General features: G+C 63.6%; 19 protein-coding genes. 8 read left to right on the top strand and 11 right to left on the bottom strand.

Translation table 11 applies throughout. The annotated features are described in order from the left end of the window. Positions 1-705: a nitroreductase gene (locus EJ079_RS22030; protein ID WP_164873834.1), complete on the bottom strand. Its 705-nt coding sequence runs from the start codon at positions 703-705 to the stop codon at positions 1-3. 204 nt (positions 706-909) lie between these two features. On the opposite strand from EJ079_RS22030, the gene EJ079_RS22025 reads away from it, so the two are divergent. The 5 genes from EJ079_RS22025 to EJ079_RS22005 are packed head-to-tail and all read left to right on the top strand — an operon-like array spanning position 910 to position 8470. After that, positions 910-1473, top strand: a complete 564-nt coding sequence (locus EJ079_RS22025) for an XRE family transcriptional regulator (RefSeq protein WP_127810153.1) — start codon at positions 910-912, stop codon at positions 1471-1473. 20 nt (positions 1474-1493) lie between these two features. Continuing rightward, positions 1494-3947, top strand: a complete 2454-nt coding sequence (locus EJ079_RS22020; protein ID WP_127810152.1) for an FAD-dependent oxidoreductase — start codon at positions 1494-1496, stop codon at positions 3945-3947. Further along, a complete protein-coding gene (locus tag EJ079_RS22015) occupies positions 3944-4849 on the top strand; it encodes a homocysteine S-methyltransferase family protein (protein ID WP_127399248.1) in 906 nt (301 codons plus the stop codon). Before EJ079_RS22020 ends, EJ079_RS22015 begins: the two co-directional genes overlap by 4 nt. After that, positions 4842-6023, top strand: a complete 1182-nt coding sequence (locus tag EJ079_RS22010) for a pyridoxal phosphate-dependent aminotransferase (RefSeq protein ID WP_127810151.1) — start codon at positions 4842-4844, stop codon at positions 6021-6023. Before EJ079_RS22015 ends, EJ079_RS22010 begins: the two co-directional genes overlap by 8 nt. After that, entirely contained in the window at positions 6020-8470 is a 2451-nt protein-coding gene (locus tag EJ079_RS22005; protein ID WP_127810150.1) for an FAD-dependent oxidoreductase, read from the top strand. Before EJ079_RS22010 ends, EJ079_RS22005 begins: the two co-directional genes overlap by 4 nt. A 147-nt stretch (positions 8471-8617) precedes the next feature. On the opposite strand, the gene EJ079_RS22000 is transcribed toward EJ079_RS22005, so the two are convergent. The 7 genes from EJ079_RS22000 to EJ079_RS21965 form a co-directional block, all read right to left on the bottom strand. Beyond that, positions 8618-9205: an NAD(P)H-dependent oxidoreductase gene (locus EJ079_RS22000; RefSeq protein WP_127810149.1), complete on the bottom strand. Its 588-nt coding sequence runs from the start codon at positions 9203-9205 to the stop codon at positions 8618-8620. Then, on the bottom strand, positions 9205-9786 hold the full coding sequence (locus EJ079_RS21995) for an NAD(P)H-dependent oxidoreductase (protein WP_127810148.1): 582 nt from the start codon (positions 9784-9786) through the stop codon (positions 9205-9207). Before EJ079_RS21995 ends, EJ079_RS22000 begins: the two co-directional genes overlap by 1 nt. Positions 9787-9991: 205 nt before the next feature. After that, entirely contained in the window at positions 9992-11395 is a 1404-nt protein-coding gene (locus tag EJ079_RS21990; protein WP_127810147.1) for an FAD-binding oxidoreductase, read from the bottom strand. After that, a complete protein-coding gene (locus tag EJ079_RS21985; RefSeq protein WP_127810146.1) occupies positions 11395-12696 on the bottom strand; it encodes a cytosine deaminase in 1302 nt (433 codons plus the stop codon). Before EJ079_RS21985 ends, EJ079_RS21990 begins: the two co-directional genes overlap by 1 nt. Positions 12697-12882: 186 nt before the next feature. After that, entirely contained in the window at positions 12883-13734 is an 852-nt protein-coding gene (locus EJ079_RS21975; RefSeq protein WP_127397312.1) for an ABC transporter permease, read from the bottom strand. Continuing rightward, on the bottom strand, positions 13721-14545 hold the full coding sequence (locus EJ079_RS21970; protein WP_127810144.1) for an ABC transporter ATP-binding protein: 825 nt from the start codon (positions 14543-14545) through the stop codon (positions 13721-13723). The genes EJ079_RS21975 and EJ079_RS21970 overlap by 14 nt, the downstream gene beginning before the upstream one ends. Before the next feature lie 12 nt (positions 14546-14557). Continuing rightward, positions 14558-15562, bottom strand: a complete 1005-nt coding sequence (locus EJ079_RS21965; protein WP_127810143.1) for an ABC transporter substrate-binding protein — start codon at positions 15560-15562, stop codon at positions 14558-14560. Between the two features lie 265 nt (positions 15563-15827). Here EJ079_RS21965 and EJ079_RS21960 point away from each other — a divergent pair, with 265 nt between their 5' ends. Both EJ079_RS21960 and EJ079_RS21955 read left to right on the top strand, forming a co-directional pair. Beyond that, complete coding sequence (locus EJ079_RS21960) at positions 15828-16211, top strand: RidA family protein (protein WP_127416023.1); 384 nt, start codon at positions 15828-15830, stop codon at positions 16209-16211. A gap of 54 nt (positions 16212-16265) precedes the next feature. Continuing rightward, on the top strand, positions 16266-17069 hold the full coding sequence (locus EJ079_RS21955) for a creatininase family protein (protein ID WP_127810142.1): 804 nt from the start codon (positions 16266-16268) through the stop codon (positions 17067-17069). A 283-nt stretch (positions 17070-17352) separates the two neighbouring features. Here the strand turns inward: EJ079_RS21955 and EJ079_RS21950 are convergent, their stop codons facing one another. Then, a complete protein-coding gene (locus EJ079_RS21950; protein ID WP_127810141.1) occupies positions 17353-17862 on the bottom strand; it encodes a tyrosine phosphatase family protein in 510 nt (169 codons plus the stop codon). Further along, positions 17859-18908, bottom strand: a complete 1050-nt coding sequence (gene cobD / locus EJ079_RS21945; protein WP_127810140.1) for a threonine-phosphate decarboxylase CobD — start codon at positions 18906-18908, stop codon at positions 17859-17861. The genes EJ079_RS21950 and cobD overlap by 4 nt, the downstream gene beginning before the upstream one ends. On the opposite strand from cobD, the gene cbiB reads away from it, so the two are divergent. Further along, the gene (cbiB, locus tag EJ079_RS21940; protein ID WP_127271548.1) at positions 18907-19875 is read left to right on the top strand and encodes an adenosylcobinamide-phosphate synthase CbiB; all 969 of its coding nucleotides are present in this window, start codon (positions 18907-18909) and stop codon (positions 19873-19875) included. The two genes, cobD and cbiB, sit on opposite strands and share 2 nt — an antisense overlap. 40 nt (positions 19876-19915) lie before the next feature. On the opposite strand, the gene cobO is transcribed toward cbiB, so the two are convergent. After that, positions 19916-20530 carry a cob(I)yrinic acid a,c-diamide adenosyltransferase gene (gene cobO, locus EJ079_RS21935; protein WP_127810139.1) on the bottom strand — a complete coding sequence of 205 codons (615 nt, stop codon included), beginning with the start codon at positions 20528-20530 and terminating at the stop codon, positions 19916-19918.

Below are 20530 nucleotides of genomic sequence, written 5' to 3'. Positions count from 1 at the left end.
TTATTCGCTGAACGTGACCCACTCTTCAAGCGGCACGCGGTCGGTGCGGAAGGCGTTCTCAGGTTTTGACGTATCTTCGTAACCAACCGCCATGCCGCAGACGACGATCTCTTCGTCCGGAATGTCGAGCACCGGCCTGATCTGCCGGTGATAGGGCGCGAAGGCCGCCTGCGGACAGGTGTGCAGACCCCTGCCTCTTGCTGCGACCATGATGTTCTGCAGGAACATGCCGTAGTCGATCCATGAGCCCTGGTTGAGGCGGCGGTCGATGGTGAAGATCATGCCGACCGGGGCGTCGAAGAAGACGAAGTTGCGGTCGTGCTGGGCGCGCATCTTGTCGACCTCGCGACGACCGATCCCGAGCGCGCCATAGAGGCCGAAACCGTTGGCGCGGCGGCGGGTCAGATACGGCTCGAAGAACTGCGTGGGATAATACCGGTACTCGTCCCAATCAGCTTTTTCAGCGCGAATGCCGGAATTGAGAATGGCGTCTGATATCCGCTGCTTGCTCTCGCCCTTGGTGACATAGACCTTCCATGGCTGCATGTTGGTGCCGGATGGGGCACGCGCCGCAACCGACAGAATGGCGCGGATGGTTTCGTCGTCGACCATGTCGGGCAGGAATGCGCGCACCGAACGGCGCGACAGGATCGCCTCGTCGACAATCTCGGCATCGCCCGGAATTCGGGGGTTATTTTCCAGCATGGGCCGTCCCTTACCCTTTGTCTCGATCGGACGTCCCCACTCGCCGCTCTCGGCGGAGCCTTTGCATGAACCGTCAAAATCGCGCAAGCAAATCTTGTGCATCCGTGAAAATCTACTTGATTTTTTCATGAGCTTGACTTCTCATGAAATTTGGCCAGATTTTTTCATAAAGTGAGTGCTTTGCCTTCGACTACCGCTAGAACATTGCAGGTACCTGACGAACGCGTGCTGGCCGGCGATATCAGGGCCCTGCGCAAGGCGCGCGCGCTGACACTCGCCGAGATCGGCTCGAAGCTTGGCCGTTCGGTCGGCTGGGTCAGCCAGGTCGAGCGCGGTCTGTCGACGCCATCGCTCGGTGACCTCCGAGCCTTCGCCGAACTGTTCGGCGTGCCGATCAGCCTGTTCTTCAGCCATGACGTACCTGTCGAAAGCGAGCGCGGCGTGGTCGTGCGCGCTGGCAGGCGCCGCACGCTTGGCACAAGCGAATCCGGCCTGGTGGAGGAGCTTCTGTCGCCCGATCTCGGCGGTAGCTTCGAGATGGTGCGTTCGGTCTTCGCGCCGGGCGCGGAACTGAAGGCCGAGGCGCAGCGGCCGACCGAGGAAGCTGGATACGTCGCCTCCGGGCTGTTCGACATCGAGATCGGAGGTGTCTGGCATCGGCTTGGCGAAGGCGACTCCTTTCGCTTTGAAGGCAAGCCTTACCGCTGGCGCAATCCGGGCGCGGAGCCTGCAATTGTCATCTGGGTGGTTTCACCACCCGTCTATTGAGTTCAAGTTTGGAGAAGAACATGGCGGGTTTGCCGAGCACGGCGCGCGTGGTGATCATCGGAGGCGGTGCCGTCGGCACTTCCGCGCTCTACCATCTCGCCAAGGCGGGCTGGACCGACTGCGTGCTCTTGGAAAAGAACGAGCTGACTTCGGGCTCGACCTGGCATGCCGCCGGCAACGTGCCGACTTTCTCCTCGTCCTGGTCGCTGATGAACATGCAGCGCTATTCGACCGAGCTTTATCGCGGGCTGGCCGACGCAGTCGACTATCCCATGAACTATCACGTCACCGGCTCGCTGCGCCTTGCCCACACGAAAGAGCGCATGCAGGAATTTCAGCGCGCCAAGGGCATGGGCCGCTACCAGGGTATGGACATCGACATCGTCGGCGTCGACGAGATCCAGCGCCGCTATCCCTTCATCGAGACGCATGATTTGAAAGGCGCGCTCTACGACCCGAGCGACGGCGACATCGATCCGGCGCAGCTCACCCAGGCGCTGGCCAAGGGCGCGCGCGACATGGGCGCGAAGATCATCCGCTTCTGCCCGGTCACAGGCGTGCGCCGCGAGAACGACGAGTGGGTGGTCGAGACGGCGCAAGGTGAGATCCGCTGCGAGATCGTCGTCAATGCCGCCGGCTACCGCGCCGCCGAAGTCGGCCGGATGTTCGGCCGCGACGTGCCGATGATGGTGATGAGCCATCAGTACATTTTGTTCGAGGAGATCCCCGAGCTGGCGGCATGGTCGAAGGAACAGGGCAAGAAACTGCCGCTGCTGCGCGACGTCGACACCTCCTACTATCTGCGTCAGGAGAAGAACGGCATGAATCTCGGTCCCTATGAGCGCAATTGCCGCGCGCATTGGGCCACCCACAACGACCCGATGCCGGAGGATTTTTCCTTTCAATTGTTCCCCGACGACCTCGACCGGCTGGAACATTATCTGGCCGATGCCGTCGCCCGCGTGCCGATCCTTGGCACCGCCGGCCTGTCCAAGGTGATCAACGGGCCTATCCCCTACACGCCGGACGGCAACCCGCTGATCGGCCCGATGCCCGGCGTTCCCAACGCCTTCGAGGCCTGCGTCTTCACCTTCGGCATTGCCCAGGGTGGCGGCGCCGGCAAGGTGCTGGCCGAATGGGTGACAGAGGGCCAGACCGAATGGGATATGTGGTCGTGCGACCCGCGCCGCTTCACCTCCTTTGCCTCGGCGCCGGACTACTGCCTCGCCAAGGGCATGGAGATCTACGGCAACGAATACGCGATCCAGTTCCCGCGCCATGCCTGGCCGGAAGGCCGCGACCGCAAGCTGTCGCCGATCCACGATCGCATCAAGGCGCTCGGCGGCCGCTTCGACGCCTACAATGGCTGGGAGCGTGCCACCTGGTACGCACAAGACGGCGATGACATTTCCGAGGAAGCCACGCTGACCTTCCGCCGCGACGGACCGTGGCATCATCGCGTGCGCGAGGAGTGCCTGGCCGTGCGCGACGCCGCCGGCATTTTGGACCTGCCGGGCTTCTCGCGCTTCAACCTCGACGGTCCCGGTGCCGCCGAATGGCTGAGCCTGCAGGTCACCGGCCTGGTGCCGAAGCCCGGCCGCCTCGGTCTCGTCTATTTCGCCGACGACAAGGGCCGCATCGTCACCGAAATGTCCGTGGTTCGCCACGACGACAACCTGATGACGCTGATCACCGCGGCGGTCGCGCAGTGGCATGATTTCGAATGGCTGAAGTCGCGCATGCCCAAGGATGCGCCGTTCAGGCTGATCGACCGGACCGAGGAATTCTCGACCCAGATCCTGGCCGGCCCGAACTCGCGAAAAATCCTCACTGATGTCTGCGAAGCCGACCTCACTCTGCCATGGCTGACGCATCAGGAAACCAAGATCGCCGGCCGCTGGGCGAAGCTTGTGCGCGTCTCCTTCGCCGGCGAACTCGGCTGGGAAATCCACACCAGGGTGGACGACACCGCCGCCATCTTCGACGCCGTCTGCGCGGCAGGCCAGCAGCATGGGCTGAAGCCATTCGGCATGTATGCGTTGGATTCGCTCAGGCTTGAAAAAGGCTACCGCACCTGGAAGGGCGACCTGTCGACCGACTATTCGATCCTGCAGGGGGGGCTGGAGCGCTTCGTCAAATGGGACAAGCCCGATTTCCGTGGCAAGGCTGCACTCCAGAACGAAAAGCAGCAAGGCGTGAAGAAGCGCTTCGTCACGCTGGTTATAGAGAACCCGGGCGACTGCGACGCCCCTTCGGTGTCGACGCTGTGGCATGACGGCAAGATCGTCGGCGAGACGACGTCCGGCGGTTGGGGCCACCGGGTCGACAAGTCGATCGCGCTCGGCATGCTGCGCGCCGATCTGGCCGAGCCAGGCACATCAGTCGAGGTCGAAATCTTCGGTGACCGCTTTCAGGCGATCGTGCAGAAGGATGAACCGCTGTGGGATCCGAAGAACGAAAGGCTGCGCGCATGAAGAAAATCATCCTCACCGATGGCGGCATGGGCCAGGAACTGGTCCGCCGCAGCAAATCCGAGCCGACGCCGCTATGGTCGGCCAGGGTGCTGATCGACGAACCTGATCTGGTGCGCGACCTGCACGCGGAATTCATTCGCGCCGGCGCTCGCGTCATCACCATCAACACTTATTCGGCAACGCCCGAACGCCTGGCGCGTGAAGGTGCGGAAGACCTTTTCAAGCCGTTGCAGAAGCGCGGCATCGAATTGGCCAGGCAGGCCCGCGACGAGGCCGGCGATGCAGCCATCGCCGGCTGCCTATCGCCGCTTTTCGGCAGCTATGCACCGGCACTGACCATTTCCTTCGAGGCCACGCTCGATATTTACCGCCGCATCGTTGCCGAGCAGGCCGATGGCGTCGACCTGTTCCTGTGTGAAACCATGGCGTCGGCGGACGAAGCCCGCGCGGCGGTCACCGCGGCATCGGAAAGCGGCAAGCCGGTATGGGTGTCGTGGACGCTGGCCGACCACGGCAAGCCGCGGCTGCGCAGCGGCGAAGCAATAGCCACCGCGGCAAGCGCGCTCGACGGCCTGGCAGTCGCCGCGCGGCTGGTCAATTGCTGCCGGCCGGAAGCAATCGCCGCGGCTTTGCCTGAACTGATCGACCTCGGCGGCCCGGTCGGCGCCTACGCCAATGGCTTCACGTCAACCGAAGCACTCAAGCACGGCGGCACCGTCGATGTGCTGCACGCTCGTCACGACCTTGGCCCGGATGCCTATGCCGACCAGGCGATCGGCTGGGTCGAGGCTGGGGCAAGCATCGTTGGCGGCTGCTGCGAAGTCGGACCACCGCACATCGCCGCTCTGCGCGACCGGCTCGAACAGGCCGGCTACGAAATTTCGGGAGTTTTGCATGCCTAGACCATCATCGCGCATTTCCGGCATCGTGCCTTCGGGCAAGGACGGCTGGGAAGTCCATTTCGCCGCCTGGACGCGCAAGGAGGCCGGCGAAGACATCATCATGCTGTCGGTCGGTGACCATGATTTCGACACGCCTTCGCAGACGATCGAAGCCTGTGTGACCGCGGTTCGCGGCAGCAATCATCACTACACCCCGCTTCCCGGCCTGCCGCGCCTGCGCAAGGCGATGGCGGCGGCCTCGAGCGCCTGCACCGGGGTCGAGACGTCGCCGGATCAGGTGATCGCCACGCCGGGCGGACAGGCCGCACTCTACGCCGCTGTGCAGGGCGTGCTCGACCAGGGCGACCACGCCATCGTCGTGGCGCCCTACTACGCCACCTATCCCAACACGTTCAGCGCCGCGGGCGCTGACTTCACAGTCGTCGAGACACCGGCCGAGGATGGCTTCCAGCCACGTGCCGACATGATCCGCGCGGCAATCCGGCCGAACACGCGCGCCATCCTGATCAACACGCCGAACAATCCGACCGGTGCTGTCTATTCGCGCGAGCGGCTGGAGCAGTTGGCAGAAGTCTGCCGGGAGCACGATCTCTGGCTGCTGTCGGACGAAGTCTACTGGACGCTCGGCGGCGGCGAGCACGTCTCGCCGCGCTCGCTGCCAGGGATGGCCGAGCGTACGCTGGTCATCAATTCGATGTCCAAAAGCCACGGCATGACCGGCTGGCGCATGGGCTGGCTGACGGGACCGGAGGAGATGATCACGCTCATGATCAATCTCAATCTGGTGACGACCTACGGCCTGCCGGCCTTCATCTCGATCGCCTGTTCCGAGGCGCTGGAGAACCGTTACGGCGTCGAAGAGATCGCCGAACGTTACGCGGCACGCCGCACCGTCTTGCTCGACGCCGTGCGGGGCATGAACGACGTGACCGTGCGCGGTTCGGAGGGCGGCATGTATGTCATGCTCGACATCTCGGCCGTCGAACCGGACGATGAGAAATTCGCCTGGGCCCTGCTCGACAAGGAAAAGGTCGGCGTCATGCCCGGCTCCAGCTTCGGCGAGGCGGCCGCCGGCCACATTCGCATCAGTCTCTGCCAGCCCGAACCGGTGCTGCAGGAAGCTGCACTCCGTCTGCGCCGCTTTGCTTCCAGCTACCGTCGCGAGGCAGCATGACCGCCAAGGCAGTTCCCGCCAAAGCAAGGGCGGTCATCATCGGCGGCGGCGTTTCCGGCTGTTCGGTCGCCTATCACCTGGCCAAGCTTGGCTGGACCGATATCGTGCTTCTCGAACGCAAACAGCTGACGTCGGGCACGACATGGCATGCCGCCGGCCTGATCGGCCAGCTGCGCGGCTCGCAGAACATGACGCGGCTGGCGAAATATTCCGCCGACCTCTACGTCAAGCTGGAAGCCGAGACCGAGGTCGGCACCGGCATGCGCCAGGTCGGTTCGATCACCGTGGCGGTGACCGAGGAGCGCAAGCACGAGATCTACAGGCAAGCATCGCTGGCGCGTGCCTTCGATGTCGATGTCCGCGAGATTTCGCCCAGGGAAGTCAGCGAGATGTACCCGCATCTCAATGTTTCCGATGTCGTCGGCGCCGTGCATCTGCCGCTCGACGGCCAGTGCGACCCCGCCAATATCGCCATGGCCCTGGCCAAGGGCGCGCGCCAGCGCGGCGCCACCATCGTCGAGAATGTCAAGGTCACCAAGGTCCACAGCAAGGCCGGCCGCGTCACCGGCGTGTCCTGGGCGCAAGGCGAAGAGCAAGGCACGATCGAGGCCGACATCGTCGTCAACTGCGCCGGCATGTGGGCCCGCGAACTGGGAGCGCAGAACGGCGTCACCATACCGCTGCACGCCTGCGAGCATTTTTACCTCGTCACCGAACCGATCCCCGGCCTCACCCGTCTGCCGGTGCTGCGCGTGCCCGATGAGTGCGCCTACTACAAGGAAGACGCCGGCAAGATGATGCTGGGCGCCTTCGAGCCGGTGGCCAAGCCGTGGGGCATGGACGGCATAAGCGAGGATTTCTGCTTCGACCAACTGCCTGAGGACATGGAGCATTTCGAGCCGATCCTCGAAATGGGCGTCAACCGCATGCCGATGCTGGCGACCGCCGGCATCCACACCTTCTTCAATGGTCCTGAGAGTTTTACGCCCGACGACCGCTACTATCTCGGCGAGGCGCCGGAACTGGCCGGCTACTGGATGGCGACCGGCTACAATTCGATCGGCATCGTCTCATCCGGAGGCGCCGGCATGGCGCTGGCGCAGTGGATCAACGATGGCGAAGCCCCCTTCGACCTGTGGGAAGTCGACATCCGCCGCGCACAGCCGTTCCAGAAGAACCGCCGCTACCTCAAGGAGCGCGTCTCCGAAACGCTCGGCCTGCTCTATGCCGACCATTTCCCCTACCGCCAGATGGCGACCTCGAGGAATGTCAGGCGTTCGCCGCTGCACGAGCATCTGAAGGCGCGCGGCGCCGTTTTCGGCGAAGTCGCCGGCTGGGAGCGCGCCAACTGGTTCGCCCGCGAGGGCCAGGAGCGCGAATACCGCTATTCCTGGAAGCGCCAGAACTGGTTCGACAACCAGCGCGAAGAACACCTCGCGGTCAGGAATGGCGTCGGTCTGTTCGACATGACCTCGTTCGGGAAGATCCGTGTCGAGGGCCGCGACGCCTGCGCTTTCCTGCAAAGATTGTGCGCCAACGACATGGACGTCGCGCCGGGCAAGATCGTCTACACCCAGATGCTCAACCAGCGCGGCGGCATCGAGAGCGACCTGACGGTTTCGCGGCTGTCGGAAACGGCTTTCTTCCTCGTCGTCCCCGGCGCCACGCTGCAGCGCGACCTGGCTTGGCTGCGCAAGCACGTCGCCGACGAGTTCGTCGTCATCACCGACGTGACGGCGGCCGAAAGCGTGCTCTGCCTGATGGGCCCGGACGCGAGAAAGCTGATCCAGAAAGTCAGCCCCAACGATTTTTCCAATGATAAAAATCCGTTCGGCACGTTCCAGGAAATCGAGATCGGCATGGGCCTGGCCCGCGCCCACCGCGTCACCTATGTCGGCGAACTCGGCTGGGAACTCTATGTCTCGACCGACCAGGCGGCCCATGTCTTCGAGTCGATCGAGGAGGCAGGTGCGGATGTCGGCCTGAAACTCTGCGGCCTGCACACGCTGGATTCCTGCCGCATCGAAAAGGCCTTCAGGCATTTCGGCCACGACATCACCGACGAGGACAATGTGCTGGAAGCTGGCCTTGGCTTCGCGGTGAGGACCGCCAAGGGCGACTTCATCGGCCGCGATGCCGTGCTGCGCAAGAAGGAAGCCGGCCTGTCACGCCGGCTCGTCCAGTTCCGCCTGAAGGATCCAGAGCCCCTGCTCTTCCACAACGAAGCGATCTTGCGCGACGGCAAGATCGTCGGCCCGATCACATCTGGCAATTACGGCCATCATCTCGGCGGCGCCGTTGGGCTGGGCTATGTGCCTTGCAAGGGCGAGAGCGAGGCGGATGTACTGGCCTCAACCTACGAGATCGAGATCGCCGGCGAGCGCTTTGCGGCGGAAGCGTCGCTGAAGCCGATGTATGATCCCAAGTCAGAACGGACAAGGATGTAGCACCCCTCTTCCTTCGCCCCGTTTACGGGGAGAAGGTGGCCCGAAGGGCCGGATGAGGGGCGGCGCCAACCTCTGCAATGTTCGTGCTGCCCCTCATCTGCCTGCCGGCATCTTCTCCCCGTAAACGGGGAGAAGGACGCTAATTCCCTAAAACCGCTCCAACTTCGCCCGCACCTTCGCCAGAAACGCCGCCCGCGTTGCCGGCGTCGAGGCATCCATCAAATAGTGCGCCAGGAAAAACGTCCGGCAGCGCGTCGCGCACAGCGCCCGCATGCCGCGCAGCAGGGTCTTGCGTCCCGGCTGGCCGACGACGACGCTCCACCAGGTCGGCGCGCCGCAGGTTGTGATGACGCCGACCTTGGTCACATGCGTCATCAGCGACTTGATCCGCCCCTTGCCGGCCGGCAGCTTGAAGGCGACGTCCGTCGCCCACACCCGGTCGAGCCAGCCCTTCAACATCGCCGGCAGTCCGTACCACCATGTCGGATAGACGAACAGGATCGCCTCGGCCCAGTTGAGCAGTTCGAAATGCGGCTTCAGTGCCGGGTCCTGCGGCGACTGGTCGTTGTAGGAGCGCCGCTCGTCGCAGCCCATCACCGGATCGAATTTCTCGGCGTAGAGGTCGAGCAGCCGCACCTCCCAGCCTCGTCGCATCAGCACGTCGATGGCAGTGTCGCGAATTGCTGCACAGAAGCTGTCCGGCACCGGATGGCAGTAGACCACCAGCGCACGCATCAGAAGGCGTCCATGCTGGCCGCGACCTTGGTCGTGAAAGCCTTGCGCGTTTGGTCGGTAGACAGGTTCATCGCGTAGTGCGCGAGGTAGCTCACAGGCGCGCCCGGTTTTACGGTGGCGCGCAGCATGCGCTTGATCAGCTTGCGTGGCGGATCGCCCATCAGCATGGCGCGGAACCGGCTGCCGCCATAGGTGGTCACCGCGGCAACCTTGCGTATGTTGTGCAGCGACGGCTGCGCCTTGCCGTCGACCAATTTGAACGACACGCCGGGCAGGAAGACGCGATCGAAAAAGCCTTTCAGGATCGCTGGAAAGCCGTAGTTCCAGACCGGATAGGAAAGCACCAGCGCATCGGCGCGCAGCAGGCGTTCGACATAAGGCGCGGCAGCGTCAGCGGCGCCGCGCTGGTTATGATAGTTCAGCCGTTCATCGCGCGTCATCCGCGGATCGAACGCTTCGGCATAGAGATCGCAGTCGTCCACCGCATGGCCCGCCGCTGTCAGCCGCTCTACGATCATGCGGTGCAGGCCGGCATTGAAGCTGGTCTCGACCGGATGGGCGTAAATGACGAGGATGTTCATCGGAGGACATCCTGCAGGTCAGCGCGAGGCACCCCCCTCTGCCCTGCCGGGCATCTCCCCCTCAAGGGGGGAGATTGGCGGTTTCCGCGTTGCTGCCTATCTGCGACGTTGATAGTTAGCGAAAGCAGCGCGGCAATCTGATCTCCCCCCTTGAGGGGGAGATGGCCGGCAGGCCAGAGGGGGGTGCAGCGCCACACGCTGGTCATCAGCTTGCCCTCTGCAGCCCCTTGAAAAGGAATGTCCGGCCCGAACGATAATCATAGTCCGGGTTCTCCCAGGCGATCATCTTGCCGGGGTTGAGCAGGCCTTGCGGATCGGTTTCGCGCTTGAAGGCAAGCTGTACCGCGTCGGTCTGCTTCATGCCGCCCTCTTCCAGCGTGTAGCGATGCGGATTGAAGATCGGGCAGCCATTCGCCTCATGCAGACGCGCGATCTCGTCGAGCCGCGCCTCGGTGGTGAACTTGACCAGCGGCAGGCCGAAGCAGGTGATGTTGCCGTCCAGCCGCACGAATTCCAGATGCGAAAAAACCTCGCCGGGAAACATCGCATCCATCTTCTCGACCAGCGCCAGCTGGTTGGGAAAGGGGTAGAGCGACTGCAGATAGGTGATCGAAGGGTCGACGCGCAGCGCTCTCAGCGTGGTGTGGTTCCAGGCCAATTCATAGGCCGGCGGCAGGCCCTTTTTCTCGTCCGGCGTCGCCGTGGCCGCATTGTAGATCACCTCGCCACCGGCACGGCGGGTGAAGGCCAGGAAAGCGTCCAGCCCGTGCCGCGCCACCATGACGACGCAAATGCTTTGCCCCTGTTTCAGGAACTTTTGATGCCGCTTGAAATAGAGTTGCGGCACGGGTGCGGCTATCGGCGTGATCAGCTTGGTCAGGATACCGTCCTGACATGCCAGCGCATTGCCATACCGGGCGACATCCATGAAAGCGTCGAAGCCGACGATGACATCGATCCATTCATAGGCCGCGGTCAGCGGCATCTCGACCTCCGATATGATGCCGTTGGTGCCATAGGCGTGGGTGACCTTGTGCAGATCCTCGCCGGTGAGTTCGAGCGCTTTCGGTTCGGCCTCCATGGTCACCACACGCAGGCGCAGCACATTGCCGAAATCGCGCAGGCCGCCGAAATTGATCGAACCGACGCCGCCCGAACCGCCGGCGATGAAGCCGCCGATCGAAGCGGTGTTGTAGGTGGACGGCGACAGCCGCAGTTCCTGCCCGGAATGCGCCCGCGTTGCCTTGTCGATATCGGCCAGGATGGCCCCCGGTCCGCTCACAACGCGACCTGGCGCGATCGACTTGATCTCGTTCATCTCGGCAAGGTTGAGCACGACCCCGCCGGAGAGCGGCATCGCCTGGCCGTAATTGCCGGTGCCGCTGCCGCGCGGCGTCACCGGCACGCCATGGCGGTGACAGGCGGCAAGCACGCGGATCAGTTCGGCCTCGTTCCTTGGCGTCACGATCAGATCGCCGGTGACATGGTCCAGTTGCTGCTTCAGCACCGGGCTGTACCAGTAGAAGTCACGGCTCTTCTGCTGGACGATGGCCGGGTTGTCGTCGACCTTGAGCCCGTCAAGATCGCGTTTGAGCGCCGAAACGTCCATTATCCCACCATCAGTTCGTCGAGTTCGGCATAGTCGGGCAATTGCCGGTCGATCGCCTTGCCGCCGCGCACCACGATGCGATCCGATTCGGGTCGCGAGAGCAATTCCGTCCAGCTTCGGCCTTTGAACACGATGAAATCGGCATCGCCGCCGGCGGCAAGCGTGCCGAAGCCATCAAGCCGCATCACCTTGGCCGGCGTCGCGGTGACCGCTTGCGGCCAGTCGGCGACCGGATGGTCCAAATGCAGGATGCGCGTCGCCATGCGGTAGACCTCCAGCATGTCGAGATCGCCATAGGCGTAGAAGGGATCACGCGTGTTGTCGGAAGCGACTGCCACCGGAATGCCCCTCGCCTTCATCTCGTGCAGCAGCGTCACACCGCGCCAGCGCGGCGTGGTTTGGTCGCCGCGCCGGTCCTGCAGATAGAGATTGCACATCGGCAGCGAGACGACGGCGAGCCCGGCCTTCGCCACTTTGTCCAGCGTATCGAGCACATCGAGGTCCGGCTGGCGCGCGAGCGAGCAGCAATGGCCGACGAGGATGTTGCCTTCGAAACCGCTCCAGAGAGCGGCTTCGGCGATCTTCTTCAGCGATATGGCGGAGATATCGTCGGTCTCGTCGGCATGGAAATCGAGATCGAGGCCATGCTTGATGGCTTGCGCGAAGACATGGTCGAGCAGTTCTTCGAGGTCCGGCACCATATAGGTGACGACACCGAGCACGCCCTTCGCCGCGGCAACCCTCTTTGCCAGCCTGTCGAACCACTTTTTGTCACGCACGCCTTCGATGCCGAGCAAACAGGCGCCCTGCAATTCGATACGGCCGCGCCATTCCTCGCGCATCGTCTCGAACACTGGCCAGGAGATTTCCTCCTGCGGCGCGACGCTGTCGATGTGGGTGCGCAGCGCCCTGGTGCCATGCGCGTAGGCGCAGCGCAGTGAAAAATCCATCCGCCGTGCCAAATCCTCGGCCCTCCAGCGTGCCACGCGATCGGCACCGGCGGCATTCAACGCGCCCAAGAACGTGCCGTCAGGATTGGGCTTTCGCGGCCAGATATGGCCCTTGTCGATATGCGTGTGGCAGTCGACGAAGCATGGCAGGATTATACGGCCGGCGAGGTCGATCGCATCGGCAGGCGCTTTCGATCGGTCATGCGCTGCAATGCTGGAGACCTTGCCGTCGGCGACGGCAATGTCGGCCAGCGCGAAACCGTTATTATCGTAAGTTGCAGTAAGGCCCGACGTCAGTGATTGATGAACACGGACGTTAGCGAGCTGATAAGAGCCGGAGGCTGGTATCAAGGCCTGCCCCCCTCTGTCCTGCCGGACCTCTCCCCCTCAAGGGGGAAGATTGGCAGCGTCCGCGCCGGCTCTTTTTTTTCAACGTTGGAGATTGGCGAAGGTCGTGACAACAGCCAATCTTCCCCCTTGAGGGGGAGAKGTCCGGCAGGACAGAGGGGGGCGCTTCGCGCCAACCTTTCAGTCATCCTAGCGCTCCTGCTTCAGTGCGCTTTCGTGCCAGCGTCGCAAAATGAGATGCGAAATCAGCGACAGCACGAGGAAGATCAAAATGCCGGTCAGCGAGATCAGGAACAGCGCCGCGAACAGCCGCGGCGCGTTGAGCCGGTAGCCGGCCTCGATGATGCGCGAGGCGAGGCCGGACGACTGGCCGGTGGTGCCGGCGACGAACTCGGCCACCACGGCGCCGATCAGCGACAGGCCTCCGGCGATCTTCAGCCCGCCGAGGAAATAGGGCATCGCCGCCGGTAGCCTGAGATAGCGCAGTTGCTGCCAGCGCGTCGCGCCGTTGAGCTTGAACATGTCGCGCAGATTGCGGTCGACGGAGTTGAGGCCAAGCGTGGTGTTGGACAGGATCGGAAAGAAGGCGACGATCCAGGCGCACAGCAGAAGCTTGGTCGTCTGGTCGTTCACATAGATGTTGATCAGCGGAAAGATCGCCACGATCGGCGTCACCTGCAGCACGATGGCGAAGGGGAAGAACGACATCTCCACCCATTTCGATTGCGCAAACAGCACCGCCAGCCCGACCCCGCCGATGACGGCCAGAGCCAGGCTGAGGAACGTGATGCGCAAGGTGACCAGCAGCGAGGAAAACAGCAGGCCGGCATCGCTATAGAGCGTCCACAGCACCACGCCCGGGCGCGGCAGGATGTACTGCGGAATCTCGTTCCAGACGCAGATGCGATCCCACAGCCAGATCGCCAGGATCATGATCGCCAGCGGCAGCACCCAGCGGCCGATCCGTTCGAACCGCTCCTGGCGCACGCGGCGCGCTTCCTCGGGGTCGAGTTCGAGCACGTGCTCGTCAATGGCCGTCATGATGCGCGCCTGCTGTTGAATTAATGGCCTTGACCAGCACGTCGGAGGCCTGCCGGCAGAGGGCCGCATAGTGGGGCGAGGTGCGAAACGCCTCGTCGCGCGGATAGGAGGCCTCGATGGCGAGTTCGTCGAACACCCTGCCCGGCCGCGCCGCCATGACGACGACGCGGTTGGAGAGGAACACGCTTTCAAAGACGCTGTGGGTGACGAAGACGACGGTGAAGCGTTCGTCCTGCCACAGTTCCAGGAGATCGTTGTTGAGCTTGAAGCGGGTGATCTCGTCGAGTGCGGCGAACGGCTCGTCCATCAGCAGCACGCGCGGTTTGGTCACCATGGCGCGTGCGATCGAGACGCGCATCTTCATGCCGCCGGACAGTTCGCGCGGCACCGCGTCTTCGAAACCGGTCAGGTGAACCCGCGCCAGCATTTCAGTGACCGCTGGCGCGGCCTTGGCTCGGCTGATGCCTTTCAGCCGAAGCGGCAGCCAGACATTGTCGAAGACATTGGCCCAAGGCAGCAGCGTCGGCTCCTGGAAGACGAAACCGATGTTCGAACGATCAAGGGAGCCGCCGCCGCGCCAGTCGAGCACGCCGGAGGTCGGCGTCGACAGGCCGGCGATCAGCCGCAATGCAGTCGACTTGCCGCACCCCGACGGCCCGAGCAGGCTGAGGAAATCGCCTTCCCGGATCGTCAGATTGACATCGCTGAGCGCCGGCACGCCGTTGGAGAAGACCTTGCCGACGCCCCTCAGCGCCAGCAATGTCGATGCAACATCCGAGGCCGGCGCTGGCGCCACCTTTTCCCTTATCATGCCGGGACCGGTCTATTTCTTCAGCTCGAGCCCGACGCCTTTGTTGATGAAGGTTAGCGTGTAGGCCTTCTTGATGTCGATGCCGTCGGGTGTGACCTTGGCCTTGACCATCTTGTCGTAGAAACTCTTGATCCGCTCGTCGGTCATGGCGCCGATGCCGAGCTTCTCGGTGTCGCCGGAATCGGCCAGGCCGAACTTCTTCATCTGCTCGATCGAGAACGCGATCTGCTCGTCGCTCATGTCGGGATTGTCTTTCTTGATCATGTCGTTGGCGGCCTTGTTGTCGCCGTAGAGATATTTGTACCAGCCCTTGGCGGAGCCATCGACGAAGCACTGGACCACCTCCGGCTTCTTGTCGATCGTGTCCTGCATCACCTCAATCGTCGTCGAGTAGGTGTCCCAGCCATAGTCGGCAAGCAGGAACTGGTTCGGCACGAAGCCGCCTTCCTTCTTGACCGCGAAAGGCTCGGAGGTGACGTAGCCCTGCTGGATCGACTTCTTGTTGGCGAGGAAAGGAGCGGTGTTGTAGGTGTAGGGCGCGCGCTTGGAGGCGTCGAAGCCGAGTTCGATGACCATCCACTGGAAGAAGGTCTGCACGCCCTCGTCGCCCAATATGTACTGGTCGGCGCTCTTCAGGTCCTCCCATTTGTCGAGCCCCTCGCCGGGGTGGGACATGATGACCTGCGGGTCCTTCTGGAAATCCGCCGCCACCACGCGCATCGGAATGCCTTGCTGGACGGCATCGAAGGCCGACAGCAGATTACCGCCCATGTAGAAATCGATCTTGCCGGCCAGCAGCATCGGCCGGCCGCTGACCTGCGGACCGCCCTGCATGATGGTGACGTCGAGGCCGCAGGCAGCGTAGGTGCCGTCCGCCACGGACTGATAATATCCGCCATGTTCCGGCTCGGCCAACCAGTTGGTGCCGAAGGTGACTTTTTCATTCGCAGCCGCACCCAGCGTGCTGGCTGCAAGCAAGGCCACAACCGCCACCGAGATCTTCTGTTTTCCGTACATCGACACCACCCTTTGTTTGCTCCGGCGCGCCACGCGCCAGGCTCGACACCAAAGATTCAAGAAGCAAGACACATGCCACCGGCGTCACGCGCCGGGACCGCCCGCTTGAACGGCATTGCTATGCCAAAGGCGGACGGGTCATGCTGTACGGAAGGCATCGTGCCTATTTTTTGAACGCCTGTCCACAATCGCTCGGGCAACATGCACCGCCATCTTGAAGGTGCAATGGATCAAGCCTTAGGCTATGGCCAAACCGGAGATTGCCATGTTCAAATTCCTCACCCCGAAGTCGATCAAGCCGCCCTTTGCCCGCTACAGCCACGGCGTCGAGGTGCCGCCCGGCAAGCGGCTGGTGCTGTGCTCGGGCCAGGTCGCCATCACCGCTGACGACCAGATCCCCGAAGACGCCGGTGCGCAGGCCGAGCTCTGCTTTCAAAACATCGCGGCGATTCTCGGCGAAGCCGGCCTGGGTCTCAGGGATATCGTGCGCATCAATGCTTATGTCACCGACCGCGCGCATCTGCGGCCCTATATGGATGTCCGCGACCGGCTGTTTTCCAGCCCCGCGCCGGCCTCGACGCTGATGATCGTTTCCGGCTTTGCCCGGCCCGAATTCAAGGTCGAAATCGAGGCCCTAGCGGCGGGGTGATCGACAGGCCGCCCGTCCCGCGCTAGGTCTGCCTGACCATTGAAGAGGCATGACATGACCGTTGCGAAAAAACGCGTGTGGTGGGGCGACTACCGGACCACCGAATATGCTTCGATCGATCCGGAGGCGACGATCGCCGTGCTGCCGGTGGCGGCGATCGAGCAGCATGGCCCGCATCTGCCGGTTTCAACCGACACCTCGATCATGAACGGCATGCTCGACACGGTTATTTCGCGCCTGCCCGACGATCTCGACATCCGCATCCTGCCGGTCCAGGCGGTGGGCAAGTCGAACGAGCATCTTCACGCGCCGGGCACCCTCACACTGCCGGCAACGACGCTGATCGAAGCCTGGACCGAGCTTGGCCTGTCGATCGCGCGCGCCGGTGTGCGCAAGCTGATCGTCGTCAATTCGCATGGCGGCAACGAGGAGATCATGGGCATCGTCACGCGCGAATTGCGCGTGCGCGAAAAGATGCTGGCGGTAAAAACCAGCTGGCAACGGTTCGGCCGCCCGGCCGGCATGTATACCGAACTGGAGGACCGCCACGGCATCCATGGCGGCGATGTCGAGACCTCGCTGATGCTGCATTTCCGGCCGGACCTCGTCGACATGGCCAAGGCCGACAATTTCGTTTCCAATGTCGCCAAAGCCGAAAACGAATTTTCGCTCCTGCGCCACACCGGCACCCACGCCTTTGCCTGGATCGCTGGCGATCTCAACCCGAATGGCGTCGTCGGCGATGCCAGCATCGCGACGGCGGAGAAGGGCCGGCTGACGGCAGAATATCAGGCCGACGGGTTCATCAGCCTGCTGCGGGATGTGAGCAAGGCGAAGCTCGCGGACTGGTTGACGTAGCATAGTTGCTCGGTACAGATGCTCTGACCGTCAGATGGCACATCGTGCCCTTCTGAGAATAGCCGAAGCCTTTTTTCTTCGTCATCCTGGGGCGAAGCAAGGAGCGAAGCGACGCGGCGCAGACCCCAGGATCCATGCCGGGACTCCGAAGCGCTGCTACGGTGCAGAATTCTGCTCGGTTGCACTCTACGGCTGATGTCGCGGCATGGATCCTCGGGTCTCCGCGACGGAGCTTCGCTCCTGCTCCGCCCGTGGATGACGAAGGTGGGAAGGCTTCGGGGAGTTACCCGTCGATCCTCAGCGCGAAGGGCGTGCCTTCAAAGGCATCCGCACCGCGGCCGATCGATTCGATCGCCTCGATCATGCGGCCGTTGCGATCAAGCAGCGCATCGGCCACCGCGATCAGTCGCGGATTGGGTGTTGCCGAGGGCGACAGCGCCCGCAGCGTCCGCGCCAATTCGGCCTCGTCGCGTTTCGGCGCCAATGCGGCCGCGATGATATAGGCCGAAGCCGTCGAGCGGCTGATGCCGGCATAGCAATGCACGAGCATCGGCCTTGCCCGGTCCCAGCGGCGCGCGAAATCGAGCAGGTTGCGGACATGCTCCTCGCCCGGCATGGTCATGCCGTCCTGCGCCGCCGCGATGTCATGCATGACCAGATGCAGATGATTTTCTTTCGATATCGAGGCCGGCCGGACCACCGCCGTTCCGGCGGCAAGCAGCGACAGCATGCAGTCGGCGCCGCTCCTGGCCACCGTTTCCTCGATCTTTGCCAGCGAGCAGACATGGATCATTGTTTCGAACCCTTCGATTGATGCTCGTGCCGCGACGCCCATTCGGCAAGAACGGTCTCGAGCCGCTGCCATTCCTCCTCACTCCCCGGCAGGCCGGCGCGCAGAACGTCAGGCCGATCGGCAAAATGGCGAAGCAGGATGCCGCGCTCGCCAAGCGCGGCAAACAAATCGGCGGCATGCGGCAGGCGAAGAAACCGGAACAGCGTGGTGCCGCCCATAACGGGAATACCGAAGCGGCCGAACAGCGCATCGAGGCGCGCCGATTCATCAGCCAGCGCCGTCCGCATCGCGTCCTGCCAGTCGATGTCGGCAAGCGCGCGAATGCCGTATTCCAGCGCCGGGCCGGCAACGGCCCATGGCCCGAATTGTGTTTCCAGCCGTTCGACCGTCACAGCATCGGAAAGTGCAAAACCGAGCCGCAGGCCGGCTAGACCAAAGAACTTGCCGAACGAGCGCAGCACGACGACGCCGCCCTGGCCGACATCGCCGCAGAGGCTATGCTCGCGCGGCCCAACATCCATGAACGCCTCGTCGACAACCAGCAGCCCGCCCTTGGCGCGCAATCCGGCAGCCAGAGCCAGCAACCGGTCGCGCTCGATGACACGTCCATCCGGATTATTCGGATTGACCATGATGGCAAGGTCGGCGTCCGCCAGGTCAGCGAAATCGCCGACCTCGGTCACCGCGTGCCCGGCGATCACTGCTGCGCGGGCATGTTCGGCGTAGGTCGGACCCAGCACCAGCGTCCTTCCGGGGGTAATCAGCGAGGCGACGCGCGGCAACAGGATCTGCGTGCCCGGTGCCGCCACGATGTTGGCTGGCGACGGCGCCCCATAGGCACTGGCAGCGATCTCTGTCAGCTCACGCGTGCGCGCGGCTTCCGGCAACCGCGACAGCGAGGTGGCGGGCAGGTCGAAAAGCGGGTAGGAGTGCGGATTGATACCGGTCGAGAGGTCGACGAATGGCAGCAGGGCGTTGGGGAAAAGCGCCCTCGCGCGGCCAAGACTTCCACCATGGTCCACAACCGCCCCATTAAGAAGCTTCATGTCAGTCCTGATCGCTTTCCTGTCATTGGCCGTCGAATTCGCCCTCGGTTACCCCGACTGGCTGTTTCGCGCCATCGGCCATCCGGTGACGTGGTTCGGCAGGCTGATATCCTTTCTCGACCGCAGGCTCAACCGCGCCACTGATCCCGACGCGCTGCGTCGCAAGCGTGGTGTCCAGGCGCTGCTGGTCATCGTGCTGGTGCCGGCGATAATTGGCCTGGGCGTGCAGATCCTGTTCTGGTTCGTTCCCATGGGCCTGGTCATCACTGCCCTTCTGGCAACGTCGCTTCTGTCGCAGAAGAGCCTCTATGAGCATGTCGAGGCTGTGGCGGACGCGCTCGACACCGGTGGCCTCGCTCTGGCCCGCCTTGCCGTTTCGCGAATCGTCGGCCGCGACCCTGAAACGCTCGACAGGGCCGGCGTCTGCCGCGCCGCGATCGAGAGCCTGGCTGAGAATTTCTCCGACGGCATCGTCGCCCCCGCCTTCTGGACCGGCGTCGGCGGCCTGGCCGGCGGCGCCGCCTACAAGGCCGCCAACACCGCCGATTCGATGATCGGCCACCGCACCCCGCGCCACGAGGCCTTCGGCTGGGCGGCGGCGCGCTTCGACGACTGGATCAATCTGCCGGCGTCGCGGCTGACGGCGCTGCTGATCGTGCTGGCGGCGTTCTTCGTCAAAGGCGCTGATGCGAAAAATGCCTGGCATGCGGTGTGGCGCGACGCGAAAAAACACCGCTCACCCAATGCCGGCTGGCCGGAAGCGGCGATGGCCGGTGCGCTCGGCCTGGCGCTCGCCGGGCCGCGCAGCTACGGCGGCGTGCTCGTGGACGACGTCTTCATGGGCGAAGGTGGGCGGCGCGAGGCCGACAGCGTCGACATAAGGCGAGCGCTGAAACTCTATCGCGTCGCCGACTATCTGCTGATCGCGCTGTTTGGGTTGGTCGCGGTCATGGTCATCGTGGCGTGATCTACTTCACCCTCCCCCTTGTGGGGAGGGTAAGAAACGCTCAGAACTCGATCCCCTGCTGCGCTTTCACGCCTGCGGAAAAATGGTGCTTGGTCACGCCCATTTCGGTGACGAGGTCGGCGGCCTCAATCAGCGCCGGCTTGGCGTTGCGGCCGGTGACCACGACATGCAGGCCCTCACGCCGCGCCTTCAACGCCACAACCACTTTGTCCAGGTCGAGATAATCGTAGCGCAGCGCAATGTTCAGTTCGTCGAGCACCAGCAGGCTGATCGACGGATCGGCCATCAGTTCGAGCACCTTGGCCCAGGCGGCTTCGGCGGCGGTGATGTCGCGCTTCAGGTCCTGCGTTTCCCAGGTGAACCCCTCGCCCATCGCGTGCCAGACGACGCGGTCGCCGAAGGCGGCGAAGGCGTCCTTCTCGCCGGTGTGCCACTTGCCCTTGATGAACTGGACGACGCCGACGCGCTTGCCGTAGCCGAGCATCCGCAGCGCCAGGCCGAAGGCAGCCGTGGTCTTGCCCTTGCCGGGACCGGTGTTGACGATCAGCAATCCCTTCTCGACCGTCTTGCTCGCCACCTCGGCATCCTGCACCGCCTTGCGCTTGGCCATCTTGGCGCGGTGGCGTTCTTCGTCCTTATCGTCGATGTCGGTCAT

It is taken from the genome of Mesorhizobium sp. M7A.F.Ce.TU.012.03.2.1, from assembly GCF_004006095.1.
Classification (GTDB): Bacteria; Pseudomonadota; Alphaproteobacteria; order Rhizobiales; family Rhizobiaceae; genus Mesorhizobium.
This window is presented reverse-complemented; position numbering and strand designations above follow the sequence as displayed.

Excerpts from the sequence above, each read along its gene's own strand:
- EJ079_RS22030 (WP_164873834.1), bottom strand. The coding sequence starts at position 705 with ATGCTGGAAAATAACCCCCGAATTCCGGGCGATGCCGAGATTGTCGAC.
- EJ079_RS22020 (WP_127810152.1), top strand. The coding sequence starts at position 1,494 with ATGGCGGGTTTGCCGAGCACGGCGCGCGTGGTGATCATCGGAGGCGGT.
- EJ079_RS22015 (WP_127399248.1), top strand. The coding sequence starts at position 3,944 with ATGAAGAAAATCATCCTCACCGATGGCGGCATGGGCCAGGAACTGGTC.
- EJ079_RS22010 (WP_127810151.1), top strand. The coding sequence starts at position 4,842 with ATGCCTAGACCATCATCGCGCATTTCCGGCATCGTGCCTTCGGGCAAG.
- EJ079_RS22005 (WP_127810150.1), top strand. The coding sequence starts at position 6,020 with ATGACCGCCAAGGCAGTTCCCGCCAAAGCAAGGGCGGTCATCATCGGC.
- EJ079_RS22000 (WP_127810149.1), bottom strand. The coding sequence starts at position 9,205 with ATGCGTGCGCTGGTGGTCTACTGCCATCCGGTGCCGGACAGCTTCTGT.
- EJ079_RS21995 (WP_127810148.1), bottom strand. The coding sequence starts at position 9,786 with ATGAACATCCTCGTCATTTACGCCCATCCGGTCGAGACCAGCTTCAAT.
- EJ079_RS21990 (WP_127810147.1), bottom strand. The coding sequence starts at position 11,395 with ATGGACGTTTCGGCGCTCAAACGCGATCTTGACGGGCTCAAGGTCGAC.
- EJ079_RS21975 (WP_127397312.1), bottom strand. The coding sequence starts at position 13,734 with ATGACGGCCATTGACGAGCACGTGCTCGAACTCGACCCCGAGGAAGCG.
- EJ079_RS21970 (WP_127810144.1), bottom strand. The coding sequence starts at position 14,545 with ATGATAAGGGAAAAGGTGGCGCCAGCGCCGGCCTCGGATGTTGCATCG.
- EJ079_RS21965 (WP_127810143.1), bottom strand. The coding sequence starts at position 15,562 with ATGTACGGAAAACAGAAGATCTCGGTGGCGGTTGTGGCCTTGCTTGCA.
- EJ079_RS21960 (WP_127416023.1), top strand. The coding sequence starts at position 15,828 with ATGTTCAAATTCCTCACCCCGAAGTCGATCAAGCCGCCCTTTGCCCGC.
- EJ079_RS21955 (WP_127810142.1), top strand. The coding sequence starts at position 16,266 with ATGACCGTTGCGAAAAAACGCGTGTGGTGGGGCGACTACCGGACCACC.
- EJ079_RS21950 (WP_127810141.1), bottom strand. The coding sequence starts at position 17,862 with ATGATCCATGTCTGCTCGCTGGCAAAGATCGAGGAAACGGTGGCCAGG.
- cbiB (WP_127271548.1), top strand. The coding sequence starts at position 18,907 with ATGTCAGTCCTGATCGCTTTCCTGTCATTGGCCGTCGAATTCGCCCTC.
- cobD (WP_127810140.1), bottom strand. The coding sequence starts at position 18,908 with ATGAAGCTTCTTAATGGGGCGGTTGTGGACCATGGTGGAAGTCTTGGC.
- cobO (WP_127810139.1), bottom strand. The coding sequence starts at position 20,530 with ATGACCGACATCGACGATAAGGACGAAGAACGCCACCGCGCCAAGATG.